Consider the following 15085-nt stretch of genomic DNA (forward strand, 5'->3'; position numbering starts at 1 on the left):
CGATGGTTATAATTTTGTTGAACTAATCAAATACGAGGCACCGTCTAGTGGAGCCAGTTTTGAGAAATGAGCAGGTCGTTAAGTAAATTAGTTAGAACACTTATAGATTTGCCCATCGAGAGATATGACACGGGTTTAGAAGAACCTTGGGAGACCGAGCGGACGGCGACGCCCGTTAGGCCGTTCACCGTCCGCCTCCATCAGACCGGCTGTTCGCTTTGAGACAACAATGATTCTCTCTGAATTAGGCGTTAAATGCTTTCATAGAGAGTCTGGAACGGGGGTGCCTCAGCTAGCTGACAGCGGACACGGCCCGCCTGAGGCGAAGCCGAAGCGGATTGCTGTCGACAAAACCGCTGTCAAGATCAACGGCGAGTGGTCTTGGTTGTACGCTGTAATATACATCGAGATAAAGTGATCCTCAATATCGCGTCGTTCGGTCGGCACGGTACTGACCCGGCGGCTGTATTTCTGCATAGACTCCGGGAGAAACACGATCTCTCGGGAACCGTCGAAGTCAGTCCCAGATGAGACTCCGATTTCGGCGAACCGCACGTGTTTTATGTCGGCTGTCGGAAGGGAGAGCATGCGAATCCTCGTGACGGGAGGGGCCGGGTTTATCGGCGGCCACCTCGCCGAGTCGTTCCTCGCTGACGGCCACGACGTGACGATCCTCGACAACTTTGAACCCTTCTACGCGGAGGGGATCAAACGCCACACGCTCTCGGTCCACCGCGAGGTGGCTAACGAGGTCGACGCCGAGTACCGGTTCGTCGAGGGAGACGTTCGGGACATCGAGACCGTCCAGAAGGCCGTCGCCGACGCGGGCGTTGTGGTTCACCAGGCCGCTCAGGCGGGCGTACGTGAGAGCGTGAAGCATCCTCGAAAGGTAACCGACATCAACGTCGACGGAACCGTGAACCTCCTTGAGGCGTCGAAAGAGGCGGACGTAATGCGGGTGATCCTCGCGAGCTCCTCGTCAGTGTACGGCAAGCCACGCTCGTTGCCCTACGAGGAGGACCATCCGACCGAGCCCGTGAGCCCTTACGGGGTGACGAAACTCACCCAAGAACACATGGCGCGGGTGTACACAGAGCTACACGGCCTGCCGACCGTCTGCCTGCGGTACTTCACAGTGTACGGTCCGCGGATGCGCCCCAACATGGCGATCTCCAACTTCGTCTCGCGGTGTGTTAACGGGGAGTCACCGGTGATCTACGGAGACGGACAACAAACGCGCGATTTCACGTATGTAGATGACGTGGTGGACGCCAATCGGACGCTGTTGGAGTCGGACGCAGTCGACGGCGACGTGTTGAACATCGGGAGTTCGGATAATATCTCGATCCAGATGTTGGCTGAGACGGTGCGCGACCAGCTCGCACCCGAACTTGAGATCGTGTATGAATCTGCGCGGGAGGCTGACGCCGAGCACACCCACGCATCCGTGGAGAAGGCTGGAGAGTTGATCGGGTACGAGCCCTCGCGGACGATCGCGGAGGGCGTCGGCGAGTTCATTGAGTGGTACCAGGCAAACCGAGAGTGGTACGAACCATTGGTTCGGGCATCATAGAAGTGAGGGCGCCGGTGAAGATAGTATTTAGATATATTGTATGTGTTTACCCCGAAGTCTCGACAGCCGGCACAGCGTGAGCCCGTAAGATCATCTCATTGTTGCTGACGACTCGACGAAGTTCTTCGTAGGGATTGCGTCCCTGCTGGCGCCATGTCGCCAGCAGGGACAAGAGCGTCTCGTGAACGAACATACCTCGGTCGTTACGGAGTGTGCCGATGATTTTCCGGAGAACGACTGGTTCACGCAGTGCGTTCTCAGCTGCGTTGTTCGTCTGGGAGACCGCTGGCTCACCGACGAAGGTGAGCCAGTGGTCGATCCCTCCTTCGATCTTCCCGAGTAGTGTTGCCACTGTTTCGTCGGTTACTGACCGCTCAACGAGCGATCTAAGCCCGTTCTGGCATGATCGGTGCATCTGTGCTCTCTCACGAGGACTCGGGTCGGTCTCCAGCCACGACTGGAGACCGACGAACATCTGTTTGAGATACCGGTGAACCGGCTCTGCCTCCTCGTGGTCACTAGCAATGTCCTCGGCTTCCCGGAGAAGATGTGCCCAGCACCGCTGAAGATTACTGGTGAACGCTGGATACGCCGTCCACCCATCGCAGATGACCGTTCCCGCGAAGTCCTCTCCGAGGACTTCCGCGGGGACATCGCTCCCACGACTTTCTCTTACGGCGTACAGTGTGTGCTCTCTCGTCCGAAACGTCCAGATCCACGCTTGCTCACCCTCGCGTTTGATACCAGTTTCGTCGACGTGAACGATCTCTGCTTGCTGAATCTGTCTTCGAATCTGTTCATATTCGTAGCGACCGGCGCGCGCAGCGCGCTCGGTCGCGTGCCACGCGGACGCGCCTGAGAGTTCTAGCCCGTGCAGTTGCTCGAAGCGATCAGCGATTTTCCGGTAGGGAAGGCGGTGATCGTACCGAGAAAGTGCTGCTTGAGAGATGACGTTCACCCCGAACTGCCCCTCATTGGGGCAGTCGGGGTGTGTAGCAACAGTTTCTGTTCCACAAGAGTCGCACTGGTAGCAGTGGCGGTTGTACTGGGTGACTTCAGGAGGCTGCGGATCAGGAACCTCCTCAACGAGTCGGGGGCTGACGCCCACCGACTCGTCGAAGTGTTTGCCACATTCGGGACAACAGTCACGGGTGACTTCGATCTCTTTGTCGGGACCAGCTGTTACACGCCACTCTGGATCATGACCGTCCTTCCGTCCAGGAGTGCCGCCGTCGGTTCGAACATTCTCGTCTTCGTCGTCCTGCGAGGTCGGGGACTCGTCAGTCCCCGACCGTCGCTTACTGGGTGGCGTGTGCGGATTTTCGTACTTGCGAAGACGTGTTTCGAGTTCTTCTATCCGCTCGTCCTTCTGATCGACTTCCTGTTGAAGTTCTTCGACTTGTTGTTCAAGTTGAAGAAGTCGAGAAAGGAGCTCTTCTTTGGTGAAATCGTCTGCGTTCACAGACTCCACCAACGAGTTATGACAGCAGAGGCAACGGGATGGGCTCCGCAGTGGAGCCCATCCCTGAGAGTCGTATCCGATGTCTGCTGCCTGTTCATATCGTGTCCGTTGAACGCTTCCTACGAGACAGTACCGAAATTAGCTCGGGCTAAACACGTACGATATATTGATTCTCCGAACGAGATCGATTCATCGACAAGGCAGTTGGAGTACTGAGAGAGGTGGAGGTGGGTCAGTGTCGGCCGTTTCTCATTCGGACGTTCCTGTGAAGTTTTTAAGTACGGATACCGGATGCGGGCGGATGTATCGATACAGTAACGTACTGAAGAGGAAATAGAAGAGAACTCCGGTCAAAATGCCTGCTAGTAATCCAACGATGTCCTCAGAGAGTATGGCTTGAACAGCGATCGCCATCACACCAGAACTGATACCTGGAATCACGGCTCTATTCGCGTACTGACTGTAACGAGCCGAGATGATACGTCGACTCACGACGAGCCAGACCGGGATGGTGATTCCAATACCGAGTGTGATACTGATCGCCGCACCTGTTATCCCCATGTAGTTCGTGAGCGGCCAGATCGTCAAGAGGATCGTTATCGCTCGAAGTAGGTTCATTCTGAAGTCCCACTCGGGAGCCCCCGTGCCTCTAAAGATTGCTCCACCGGTAGCCGCAATCCCGCGGACAAAACCAGCTATCGCCATCACCTGTAGTGCCGGGACGATCGGCACCCATTCCTCGCCTAGTACAACGACGGTGAATTCGGGGGCGACAACCAGTATGCCGACAGCCATCGGTACAGTAAGGTAAAACGTAATCTCGAGCGTGTTGAGGTATGCTCTCCTGAGTCGTTTTTTCTGGTTCTGGAGGACAGAGTAGGTCGGAAACGCGACTTTCGAAATGACTTTAGAGATCTCTGTAGCGGGCGCGTTGGAGAGGCGGAACGCCATCTGGTAGAAACCGAGGGCGTCCGCACCGAGCAGCCAGACGACGAATCCGTCGTCGCCCTGTGTCGAAACGAACGTCGTTATTCCGGACGCCCAGATCCACTTTCCGAATCCCATTAGCTCCTTTGCTTTCTCCGTATCCAATTCGAGCGACGGCCGAAACGGATCGATACGGTACGATACAAGGAGTTGTGTGAGGTGCCTGGCAAGTATTCCGGCCACTAACGCCCAGACGTTCTGAAAGACGAAGCCGAACGCGATGGCGACAATTACATCGACGAAAACCGAAGAGAACTTTAGCGAGAAGTACTTGCGGAAATTTAAGTTCTTTTCGAAGTAAATTGTGGCTGGATTCATGAATGCTCGTAACAGATACGTGATCCCAATCACTTGGAGGATGGGTCCAGCCTGCGGTTCCCCTAAGAAGTCCGAAATAGCAGATGATGTCACATACAGGACAGAGATAATCAGAACGGCACGGACGATCTTCAGGCACCAGGCAGTCGAGAGGTATCGGTCGATGTCCTCCTTCTCCTCCTGGATCAACGCTTGGTCAACGCCGAGCTGAGAGAGTTGTTCCAGTGCCGCCAACGCGAGGAGTGCGATGCCCATTAGACCGAAATCCGAGGGAGAAAGCAGCCGTGCGAGGACGATCAGTTTGAACGTCTCTAGAAGTCGACTGAGGACGTTTAGAGAGCCAACCCAAGCCCCTCCACTGAGGACTTTACTGGTGAGCCCGTCTTCATCTTTGGGCGCTGGTACCAGCGATCGTAGAAGATCCATACGGTAGACGAATCACGGTCCCATCTTTTTAAAGACCATTATATTCTTAGGAACGTGGTACAGGGAGTCAACAACGATCTCTTCTTTCAGTTTATCCGTAGTTTCACGGTCGTACTCCATTCCGTGGTCATCGAAGAGTCGGATCCAGTATTCCGGCGGTTTCTCGTTGACGTGATGTGTCCCGCCCTGTCCGGGAGGAGCAGCGGTTAATACGACGACCTCACCGGATTTGGCGAGCGTGTTCACGAAGGTTCGGGCATATCTCTCGGGAATGTGTTCCGCGACCTCAACGCTCAATACGAGATCGTAGTAGTCGTCGGGCTCGTACGGTTGTCGAAGGTCGTGTTGTTCTAGACGATCCTTCGGGACTACGGCGTGACGGAAGGCCGCAGAGTTTCCTTCGACGCCGTGGATCGTCACATCGAGTTCCTCGAACCGTTCTAGGTACGTGCCGATCGCACATCCGAAGTCGATGACACTATCGGGCTGGAACTGTTCCACGAGCGCATCCGCGATCTCATGTGATTCACTTCGAAACGGATCCTGTCTTCGTTTCGCGTAGTACTTCTCGGAGTAGATCTGGTCGGGCCCAATCACCCCGAGTTGATCGCCCATTTCTTTCACCTGAATATCGATAGTTCTTACGATCAACGAGATTGATTTTGACAGCAACGCCAGGAATCCCTGGTTCTTTAAAACATATTGTGATTTCACGGAATAAAGACCTGCCTTCTTTAAGACCCCCGGATCGGGATCCGTTCTTATCGACATCCAGTACGGCCAGATTGATTCGAGATACCCGTTGGGACGATGTGGGTGAATGTCAAACTGAGGTGCATCCCGCACCGGATGAGGGATCAGGTTGTATTCAATATCATGCTTCCATAACACGAACATCAGACTCAATTGGTCTCGACTCACACGCTCAGAAACTTCACGCCACCAGGACCACATTAAGTCTTTGATCTTGGGTTTTTGATGACGACGGAAGAGAATGCGATTCTCTGAGAGGTCGCGATCATCGGGGAATCCCGCGTCGCGATAGTGTTTCAACTGTTCACGAACGGGACCCTCTTCCGCTTTGTTTTTCTCGATACATGCTTCCGCCTCCTCGAGGACACTGGTTCGCTTCGGATGCTTGTAGAGAGCGAAGTCCGCGGTCGATAGATAATCCTCGACGAGTGGTTCGATCGGCTCCAATATCTGGATGTTTCCGTCGATATAGACACTGATATCGTACTCCTCCAGATATTCGTGACTGAGAATCTTGATGCGGCGATTGGAGAGTGCCGGATTGGTCATCGGCGTCACATTTCTGATCTTCCAGATGTCGGACGTGAGCGTTTCATCGTCGGTAAAACAGACGTAATCGACGCCGGACTCGATGACTTCCGGATCAATGAGTACATCGTAATCGCCGAAGATGGCGGTATACACGACGATATTAGAGTCCGCGGAGTCCAAGGACATATCCGTAGGTACATACCGGCAGGTAAAAAGCATGCGAATGAGCTCAACCGCTCAACGCGTCGAATGTCCCGTTTGACCCACACAGATCGGCTCGTTTCGTTCGGAAAGACGTCCTATTTCCAGTCGTGGATTTATAGAAGGTTTGATTACTCGTTTGGTTTGCGAAACCCATTTCGACGGGACACTGTTAGTTGAGCCGGTTTGAGAAGAGAGCAGGTCGTTGAGTTGATTTGGACTAATGCTCACAGGCCTGCTCAGCGAAAGTTGGACGCGGACTTAGAAGAACCTTGGAAGAATGGGCGGTCTCGTATTTAGCAAGTTCCACCAAACGGAGAAGGCTTGCAACCACGTTTCGGCGGTCTCCGGTTCGACGTGACTGAAACTATTACTAAACGAGGAGATTCGTCATTTTATCTCTTGGAATACACGATCGACAGCATTCCGATTTCCATGACGAACCGTCTTGAATCGGAGTCCTCCTCGATGCAAGCCGACAGCGAGATGCTGGGCGAGATCAATGAGAAACACCGCATTTTCGACCTCGTGTTTCTCCTGAGGCTCGTGCAAAAACCGCTGCGTCAATGCCGTTGTAGTCGTTGTATAGAACCGTAAGTGCAGGACTTCGTTGGTTCCTGGATCGGCGGTAGCGTACAGCTAATACTGCTGACCATTGATTCGGATCATGGTCTTGTCGAGCGCGATGTATCCGGGCTCGCATCGCTGGCTGACTGTAACTCAGCCTTCTGTACCCAGTCGTGGACAACTTTTCGTGACTGTTTGACACCGGAATTGAAAATAATTCTAATGTAATGGCTCTGGTGAATCGTTGGACGGCGTCGGTTTCGACCGTCAGAACTAGGAGTATGAAGCGGGAAACCGCCGATGCTCTATGTCGAAGATCTCCCGCTTCACGAGCAAAGTCGTTCAGTTAGCTAAAAATGCTGTTGGTGAGCGAGGCGAAGTCGCCGCCCCCGAAGGGGGTGGCGGCTTCGCCGAGTATGCGGTGGTGTCGCTGCACTGTCTGCGGGTTTACCTGGAAAAATCCTACCGAGAAGCACTCGATTTGCTGAGCGAGATGCCACAAATACTCGGGGAGATCGGCCTTGAACCGACCGATCTCCCCGATCACTCGACGCTAGTCAAGTGGTTTGATAGGATTAAGACCGCACTCTGGCGAGTGCTGCTGCGCCTCTCGGCGCAGCTGCACAGCCAGAGCGGTCACGCCGCCATTGACGCGACGTTTTTCGACCGCGAAAACGCTAGCAAACACTACTGCCGTCGGACGAATTACCGGGTTCAGACGCTCAAAGCGACAGCTCTTGTCGACACAGAAAGCCAAGCAATTCTGGACGTTCACTGTACGACCGAGAAACGCCACGACACACAGCTCGGCTGGCAGGTCGCCCGCCGCAACGCGGACGACCTCGCCAGCCTCGCTGCCGACAAAGGCTACGACTGGATGGATTTACGCGAAAAACTCCGCGAAGACGGCGTGAGACCGCTGATCAAACATCGTGAGTTTCGGCCCATCGATCACGCGCATAACGCGCGGATCGATGGGCCTCGATACCGCCAACGAGCGATGTGTGAGACCGTCTTTTCAACGATCAAGCGCACGCTCGGCGACGCCGTGCGTGCGCGAACTTGGTACGGTGAATTTCGTGAACTCGTTTTGATGTGTGTGGTTCACAACACCAAGCGATCTCTAAAACAGTGAAATCAAGCTACGTCTGGCGATTCACCACGGCCAATGTAATCCAAAAATCATGGAAAGCGAGATGGTGGAGAATGCCGAGTTGCATTAGCGACTCCGATGTCTATTCTCGCTCCACAAATTCCAAGTCTATTCAGTCGCTATAACCACTGAGGCAAGCATTTCTGCCAGAGATACTCAGAAAATCGCCTCGCCTCACTCTTTACCCTTAACTAAATACGACCGGTTATCTCCCCGGTGCTACCACGTAGTCCTCGCTGGGTTTGTTCTGTTTCTGTATAGTACCGATCAGATTCGTTCCTCAACATCATCTTCTATCTCCAATCGAAATCTCTTATCGTATTCCCTGCCACTACTCCTTGCAAGGGTAATTTATTCGCTCGTCGGTCAGGTTGACGACCGTCTTGGATATCCTCTGCTAACTAACACGGCCATATCAATTCCGGTGACTAAACTAGTCGTCTGCGACAGTGGTAACGATTTCGTCTATTACCGGCGCTAATGCGTCGTAACTGTACTGCTTGACGCACCGTTTTCGAGCCGCTTGTCCGATCTCTTCTCGCAGTGTCTCGTCGAAGAATAACCTGAGAATCGCATCCTGGAGCTGTGTCGGCTCTTCAGGTTCAACTATCAAGCCACAGCCATCCAAGATCGTCGGCAGGTCAGAGACGTTGGTGGCTATGATCGGCTTTGCCATCGCCATCGCGTCGAACACCTTTGCAGGCAACTGTCCCCTCGTCGCCAGGGTATTACGCTGGGGAATAGCGATAGCGTCTACAGCCGCGATCCACTTCGGAATCTCGTCGAACGGCTGTTGACCTTTGATGGTTAGTGAGTTACCAGCAATTCGTTTCACTTTTTTATATATTTAGAATCGTGTGCTCCGATTACAACACCTTTGATCTCTGGACGGTTGATCTGCGTTAGTGCTCTTGCAAGGTCATCCACACCTTTGTGCGACCTAGGCGTCCCAGAAAACATGATCAAGAATTTGTCGGTGGGAAGTCCCAATTTCCTTATAGCCTCTGCTTATCAAATCGATCGGGATCGAAAGACCTCGTGTCTCGAACGTGTGGATTACCGTGCCACCGAATTTCTCCCGAAGAAATCCATTTGATACCGCCCTAGCATCGGCGACATCCGTAATTAACTCAAATAGCCCTGTGTAATAGAACGAGTCCACATGAGCTAGAAACGGTATCCCTTTTAGATACGTGAATGTCCTCGATTCGCCATATGCCAGCCCGGATTCCCAATCATCTATATCTATAATAAGCGGATAATCCCCTTTGAGATTTTATAATAAACTAATTATGTAACCATTCATTTTTGTCTTCGAGGCATAGACTACATCCCCGGTTATTTCCCCTAGTATTTCTGGAACCAAGGGTAAAAATCGATAAATCCTCTTGCTTGTTTTCACCTCTTTATATTCATACGCATCTCTCAGGGGCTTCCAAACTTCGCCGTCAAATTGCAGACCTATAATTTCAACCTCGTGGTTTCGCTCCAGTAATTGCGCCAGTATGTATGCTCGTCTGAGACAGTTATGTGAGAGATCCGGTGTGATGATTGAAACACACATTTACTCATTCAGCCACTTGGCACCTCATAAGCCATAGGGATTCGTTGGCGTCGAGAAAATGATGGATCGTTGTGAACACTTATGATGACCAACTTCTATACGCTTCCATCGGTAATTTTCCGTGGCTCTTATCTCATTCCGTGTGCTCGGCGGGACAATGCTCACACTCGCAATTCGACTGGTAGACTATAGTAGAAGTTAGAAATAATTGCTCACTTGTGGTACAGAGAGCTGGTCAAGTGCGGTATCGATCGCCGTTGTTAACTCACCAAGTGAGTCGAAAAACCGATTGCTGAGAGCCGTTTGTAGCTGTCGCCAGCACTCTTCGACTGGATTGAACTCAGGAGAGTATGCCGGTAACGTGACGAAGGCGAGGTCGTCACGGGCCGCTAGGTCCGTGACGGCCGAAGCCTGAAAGTACGGTGCTCCATCTAACACAATGATCAAATCATCTTCGAACTCTTTGCATAATGCGAGAATGAAATGTTTCGCGTGTTCGGCGGTCACGTACTCCTCGAATCGAGAGAAAAAGCGATCACCGTCTTCGGTGATTGCGCCGAGTAAACATGTCCAATCGCGTTGTCCAGAGAGTTCAACTGCCGGCCGCGTGCCGCGAGGAAACCACGCGGCACGCGGCTCAACTTGCACGGATTTCTTGGTCTGGTCGATACAGACTACTGTGGCGTCCATCTCCCGCCGCTTTTTTTGAGTTCCTCGCGGAACGTTTCTTGCTCGTCAGCCTCTGATCCGGCGGCTGTGCGGCGTGGTTTTTGATAGCTCAATCCTGCTTCTTTGAGTAACCGCCGACAGCTCGGAAGTGAGTATTCAACATTGTAGGTCTCGTCAAGATACTGCTGGACGAGCGCCGGCGTCCACGCCGGCGCGTCAACTCCAACATTCTCTGGTGGTTCGTGGACAGTTTCTTTGAATTTTATTTGCTCTTCTTCTGAGAGTTTTCGTTTTCTCCCAGACCGATGAGTATCAGTTACAGCCTGCTCAAGCGACTCGTCGGTGTCGAGTCGCTTGAGCCAACTGTAGATTGTTCGTCGGCCGATATTGTGCCACTCTGCTAGTTCGGTCTGCGTAACACCGTTTTTGTACGCAATTGCTGCTAATAACCGCTGTGTCGGCTTGTTTCCCTCAACGTTGTTGAGAGCCTCTTGGAGTTCTTCGACGGAGATCTCGTCGAGATGGTCCATTAGTCTACGCAACATTCCTTGGGTGGAAAGTTCTAACGGTTACTATAGTTGGAGTCAGCCACTGGCTAATAGGTCAGGCGCAGCATTGACCGTCGTCAAGAGTGTATCCATCATTTCAGTATCTCAGAGGACTGCAGTAGTGAACCGAGACGATCGCCTAGGCATCTCACGCCGTCGGCCGTGCGAAAGGACCATTATCCGCGGCGGGAATACCTCGGAGCGATGGAAGCGAACGACGGCGCGGACGTCTACGAACGGGCTCGAGAGTTCGCGGCCGACCGCGAGAACGGGGCGGCCGCGCTCGAGGCCGCTCTTGCGGCCGACGCCGACGGCGAGCCCTGGTCGTTCGACGATGTCGCGCTCGATTCGGGCACGTTCGGCGAGCTGGTTTCCCGGGGGATCGTCGCCAAGGTCGACGGCGAGTACCGGCTCGCGGATCGGGACGCCGTGCGGCGCGCGCTCGAGGGCGACGATCCGGTTTCGGCGGAGTCGACTCAAGACGAGGAGGGAGTATTGGCGGGAGTTGACGTTCCCGGTGCGGGACAGGGAGTCGACGCCGTCCGCGCCGCGCTGGTCGGACTGGTTTCACTTCGCGCGATCGTGATCGGCCTCGCGCTCGCGTTCGTCGGGGCCGTGCGGACCGTGCTTATCTACGGCGACGTCCACCGGGACGGTGTCGTCGTCCTGCCTGGCAACGACCCCTATCGGTACCGGTACTGGGTCGAGCAGCTCGTCACGAGCGACCTGCAGCCGTGGAACCCGGGGGATCTCAGCGCGATGCCGAGCGAGGTCGCGGGCAACGACGTGTTCTACTATTGGCTCGCCTGGCTCGCCTCGGCGCTGCTGGGGAACTCCGTCGAGGCGGTGTCGACGGTCCTCACGTGGTATCCGGTCGTCGCGGCGATGGGGACGGCGCTCGCGGTGTACGCGCTCACGATGCGGTTGACCGGCGACTTCCGGATGGGGATCGCGTCGATACTCATGCTCGCGCTGATCCCGATCCACACGACGTACACTGCGCTCGGCTTTGCCGATCATCACGCGCTGGATTACCTCCTGTTGACCCTCGTTGCCGGGAGCCTCGTCCTGGTCGTGGATCGCGATCCCGAGGTTCGGATCGGCGGGGCCGTACTTTCGGCCCGCTGGGTCGGCGTGATCGGATTCGGACTCGTATTGGCCGCGCAGAACGCCGCCTGGCGCGGCGGGCCGCTCTGGCTGGCCGGCATCGGTCTCTATGTTTTCGTCCAAACGATCGTGGACGTTACGAACGATCGGTCCCCTCTCGAGTTCGGGATTCCAGTGCTCTCGGCGATCGGGATCACGGCTGCGGTGACGCTCGTCTTCTGGGGCTGGTTCGGCTGGCTCGAGGAGTCCCGTGCGGTTGCGCCCGTGTTGCTATTCGTCGGTAGCGGGGTCGTGCTCGCCGGTGGTGAAGGTGCTCGGCGGGTGGACGTATCGACTCGAGCCATGGGTGCCGGAGCAGTGACTCTGGCTAGTATTGCTGCAGTGACCGCTTGGTTGATAGTGCCGGTAGTTACTGAGAGCGTGACACGCGCAATATGGTATTTTGAGGAGACTGGATCTTCGGGAATTACCGAAACGGCATCGCTGTTCTCGGCTGATTTCAACGTGATCTTCGGGCCGCTGATGTATCTCGGTGGAGCCTTCGTCCTCGCGCTGCCGGTCATCGGGTGGGCGACGTGGACCGCTTTTCGATCGGATCAACGCGGGTGGGGCGTCGTCGCGACGCTCAGCTGGTACCTGCTCGTCTGGACTGTGATTCAGTTGCGGTTCGCGGCCGAGTTCGCCCCCTTCGTTGCGCTGTTCGCCGGGATCGGTTTCGTCGCTCTCCTGTCATGGGTCGATCTGGCGGAACCGACAACCCTTTTTGCCGGTGAAAGCGGCGGACAATCGCCGTCTGGCGCCCGGAGTACGGGACAGTCGCTGTCCGACGGTGGGAAGGGAGACGAGTCTTTGTCGAACGGCGTCATTAGCCGATCGAACCTTCCCGCCCCATCCAGAGCGGCGTTTATTGTTCTCGGCTTCCTCTTGATATCGAGTTTTAGCCTGATCTACGTCCCGAGTTACATGGGGGACGTGGTTTCTGATGAGTCGACGCACGAGACGGCGATGTGGCTCGAGGGGTACAGTGCCGAGCAAGGATACGAGTATCCCGAGAACTACGTCTTCAGCCCGTGGAGCGAGAACCTCCAGTACAACTACTTCGTCAACGGGGAGTCGGCGTCGTATTGGTATGCACAGTCGAACTACGAGGATTTCATCACCTCGAGCGATCCCGACGGCTGGTACGATGAGTTGCGATCAGAGGGGCGGTTCGTCGTCACCCACGGGATAGACGGGAACTATTCTGACTCGAGTACGCAGGCGACGCTCCACGACAGACTCGGCAGCCGCGGGGACGACGCACCCGGGGCTGGTCAGTATCGAGCATTGCACGTCTCGGACGACCGAGATCGCGCGGCATTCGAACTCGTCCCCGGAGCCCGGATGACCGGTAGCGGACCGGTGAACGGGACGATTACGATCGAAACCCCAGTCGAAATCGACGGTGAGGAGTTTACCTACGAGCGGCAGGTCGAGACCAATCGCTACGGCGACTACGGCGTGACGGTGCCCTACGCTGCAGACTACGAGACCGCAGGCGAGACGCGAACCGTCACGGCCGACGATGTTGAGGAGGGTGCGACCCTCGGATCATCTCGAGCCCACTGGACGTTCGACGAGGGCAGCGGTGACACCGTCCGCGATCCAATTGGGGGCGATGAAGCGACGGTCGACGGTGCCGAATGGGTTGGCGGTGTCAACGGTACCGCATTACGGTTCGACGGGAACGGATCGACTGTTGTCCAGGACGATCGGGCGCAAGGAGTCGCTAACGGCTCGTTCTCTGTGTCGTTCTGGGTGAAAGGCGATCTCGCGGCAAGCGGTGCGGACTATCCCACGGTTCTTCGGCAAGGTGGTGAAGGAGGATACGGATTTTGGGCGCGATCTGGTTCCGGAGATTTCGGCATTCGAGTTGACGATGTCGAGGGGATCGGTGTCCGTGCCTTCGGAATTGGGACCACGACCTTCAAAGACTGGACACTGATTACGGCGGTTATCGATCGGGAACGAGATGAGGTCCGTCTCTATCGAAACGGGGAACTCGTGACGACTCGCGATGCAAGCAGCCTCGGGCCAATCGGAGGACAAGGGGCGTTATCTATCGGGGGACGACCAAGCGGGAACTTTGCGACTGCGTCCGTTGATAGCATGCGAATTTATTCAGAGGCGCTCAACGGAGAGACTGTTCAGCAACTGTATGAGGAAAACTATGTCAATGCCCTTGTTTAAGCTGATCAACGCCTCACTCTTGGTGATGATGTTTCACTGCTTTTGCTTACTTGGCCCTGGTGAATCGTTAGACGGCGTCGACATCTCGGGTGAGATTTTGTGGCTTGAGGCGCTACTCTAGGAGTCACTGTCTAGTTCTGCACCTTCTCAACCGGCGTTTTTCCACCGAGAGATTGATGCGGTCTCTGGTGGTTGTAATAATGAACGAATTGTTCAAGCCACTCTCGGACGCTCGTCCGACTGCCCACCCATGAATTATGGAAGCGGTCGATTCGCATTTTGAGGGTGTGAAACCACTTTTCGATCAGGTTTCGCTCGGTGTAGTTGATCCGACCGCTTAATCCTAATCGAGAGAGGGCAGTCCGATAGCCGAATTGATCGACGAGAAACTCAGCATCTGAGAGATCGTGTTTCTCGCGGAGTCCATGCAGAAACGCAGCTGCCGGATCGGTACCGTGCCGACCAAATAACGCGACATCGAGAATCAACTTTGTCTCGGTGTCTATTGCAGCGTACAGCCAAGACCACTCGCCGTTAATCTTGACAGCAGTCTCGTCAACAGCGACCCGCGACGGCGATGCCGTCGGCGGGTCGCGTCCGCTGTCAGCCAACCGATGTACCCAGTTCCAAACCGCTCCGTGAGAGCGTTCAACGCCTAATTCAGTGAGAATCGTTGTTGTCTCCCGAAGCGAACAACCGGTCTGATGGAGGCGAACGGCGAACGCCCTGACGGGCGTCGCCGTTCGCCCGTTCTCCCAAGATTCTTCTAAATCCGCCTCATAGCTCTCACTGAGCAGGTCTGTGAGCATCAACCAACTCAACAGTACGACCTGCTCACTTCTCAAACTGGCTCAACTAGACAGTGCCCTCTAGGACAATTTAGCCACAATCCTGAAAGAATCCATGATAGCGGAGCGATTGGACGCTGTCACAGGCTCTCTAAAATCACTCAACCTACCGCTGCATGGCGATTCACCAAAGCCGCTTACTTGGGTAT

Annotated in this window: 10 protein-coding genes and 2 pseudogenes; 4 read left to right on the plus strand and 8 right to left on the minus strand. The window is 54.9% G+C overall.

The window, feature by feature from the left end; translation table 11 throughout:
* Window positions 1-66: 66 nt before the first annotated feature.
* Both CP556_RS14155 and CP556_RS14160 read left to right on the plus strand, forming a co-directional pair.
* A pseudogene (locus CP556_RS14155) lies at window positions 67-513 on the plus strand (transposase domain-containing protein); the annotation flags it as partial.
* 73 nt (window positions 514-586) lie between these two features.
* Window positions 587-1573, plus strand: a complete 987-nt coding sequence (locus CP556_RS14160; protein WP_098726216.1) for an NAD-dependent epimerase/dehydratase family protein — start codon at window positions 587-589, stop codon at window positions 1571-1573.
* Window positions 1574-1619: 46 nt separating this feature from the next.
* Here the strand turns inward: CP556_RS14160 and tnpC are convergent, their stop codons facing one another.
* The 4 genes and pseudogenes from tnpC to CP556_RS14180 all read right to left on the minus strand — a co-directional run.
* Window positions 1620-3035 carry an IS66 family transposase gene (gene tnpC / locus CP556_RS14165; protein ID WP_098727245.1) on the minus strand — a complete coding sequence of 472 codons (1416 nt, stop codon included), beginning with the start codon at window positions 3033-3035 and terminating at the stop codon, window positions 1620-1622.
* Between the two features lie 249 nt (window positions 3036-3284).
* Window positions 3285-4766: a lipopolysaccharide biosynthesis protein gene (locus CP556_RS14170; protein ID WP_098726217.1), complete on the minus strand. Its 1482-nt coding sequence runs from the start codon at window positions 4764-4766 to the stop codon at window positions 3285-3287.
* Window positions 4767-4778: 12 nt separating this feature from the next.
* On the minus strand, window positions 4779-6236 hold the full coding sequence (locus CP556_RS14175) for a glycosyltransferase domain-containing protein (protein ID WP_176548194.1): 1458 nt from the start codon (window positions 6234-6236) through the stop codon (window positions 4779-4781).
* Between the two features lie 276 nt (window positions 6237-6512).
* Window positions 6513-7024, minus strand: a pseudogene (locus CP556_RS14180) (transposase domain-containing protein); the annotation flags it as partial.
* A gap of 101 nt (window positions 7025-7125) precedes the next feature.
* On the opposite strand from CP556_RS14180, the gene CP556_RS14185 reads away from it, so the two are divergent.
* A complete protein-coding gene (locus CP556_RS14185; RefSeq protein WP_098726219.1) occupies window positions 7126-7953 on the plus strand; it encodes an IS5 family transposase in 828 nt (275 codons plus the stop codon).
* Between the two features lie 451 nt (window positions 7954-8404).
* On the opposite strand, the gene CP556_RS14190 is transcribed toward CP556_RS14185, so the two are convergent.
* The 3 genes from CP556_RS14190 to CP556_RS14195 all read right to left on the minus strand — a co-directional run bounded on the left by CP556_RS14190 (window position 8405) and on the right by CP556_RS14195 (window position 10734).
* Window positions 8405-8806, minus strand: coding sequence for a glycosyltransferase (locus tag CP556_RS14190; RefSeq protein ID WP_176548195.1), 402 nt, complete (start codon window positions 8804-8806; stop codon window positions 8405-8407).
* Window positions 8803-8961 (minus strand): hypothetical protein, encoded by a 159-nt coding sequence (locus tag CP556_RS27245; RefSeq protein WP_394340735.1) that lies wholly within the window; start codon window positions 8959-8961, stop codon window positions 8803-8805. The genes CP556_RS14190 and CP556_RS27245 overlap by 4 nt, the downstream gene beginning before the upstream one ends.
* A gap of 772 nt (window positions 8962-9733) precedes the next feature.
* Window positions 9734-10734, minus strand: a protein-coding gene (locus tag CP556_RS14195) for an IS630 family transposase (RefSeq protein ID WP_098726221.1) whose coding sequence is annotated in 2 segments (ribosomal slippage) — window positions 9734-10242 and window positions 10242-10734 — 1002 coding nt in all. Because the reading frame shifts where the segments join, the coding sequence is not laid out codon by codon here.
* A 222-nt stretch (window positions 10735-10956) separates the two neighbouring features.
* Between CP556_RS14195 and CP556_RS14200 the strand changes: the two genes are divergently transcribed.
* A complete protein-coding gene (locus CP556_RS14200; RefSeq protein ID WP_098726222.1) occupies window positions 10957-14088 on the plus strand; it encodes a LamG-like jellyroll fold domain-containing protein in 3132 nt (1043 codons plus the stop codon).
* 131 nt (window positions 14089-14219) lie between these two features.
* Here CP556_RS14200 and CP556_RS14205 read toward each other — a convergent pair whose 3' ends face one another.
* Window positions 14220-14897, minus strand: a complete 678-nt coding sequence (locus tag CP556_RS14205) for an IS6 family transposase (protein WP_098726223.1) — start codon at window positions 14895-14897, stop codon at window positions 14220-14222.
* Window positions 14898-15085: the final 188 nt, after the last annotated feature.

Origin of the sequence: Natrinema sp. CBA1119 (assembly GCF_002572525.1) — an archaeon.
Taxonomy (GTDB): Archaea; Halobacteriota; Halobacteria; order Halobacteriales; family Natrialbaceae; genus Natrinema.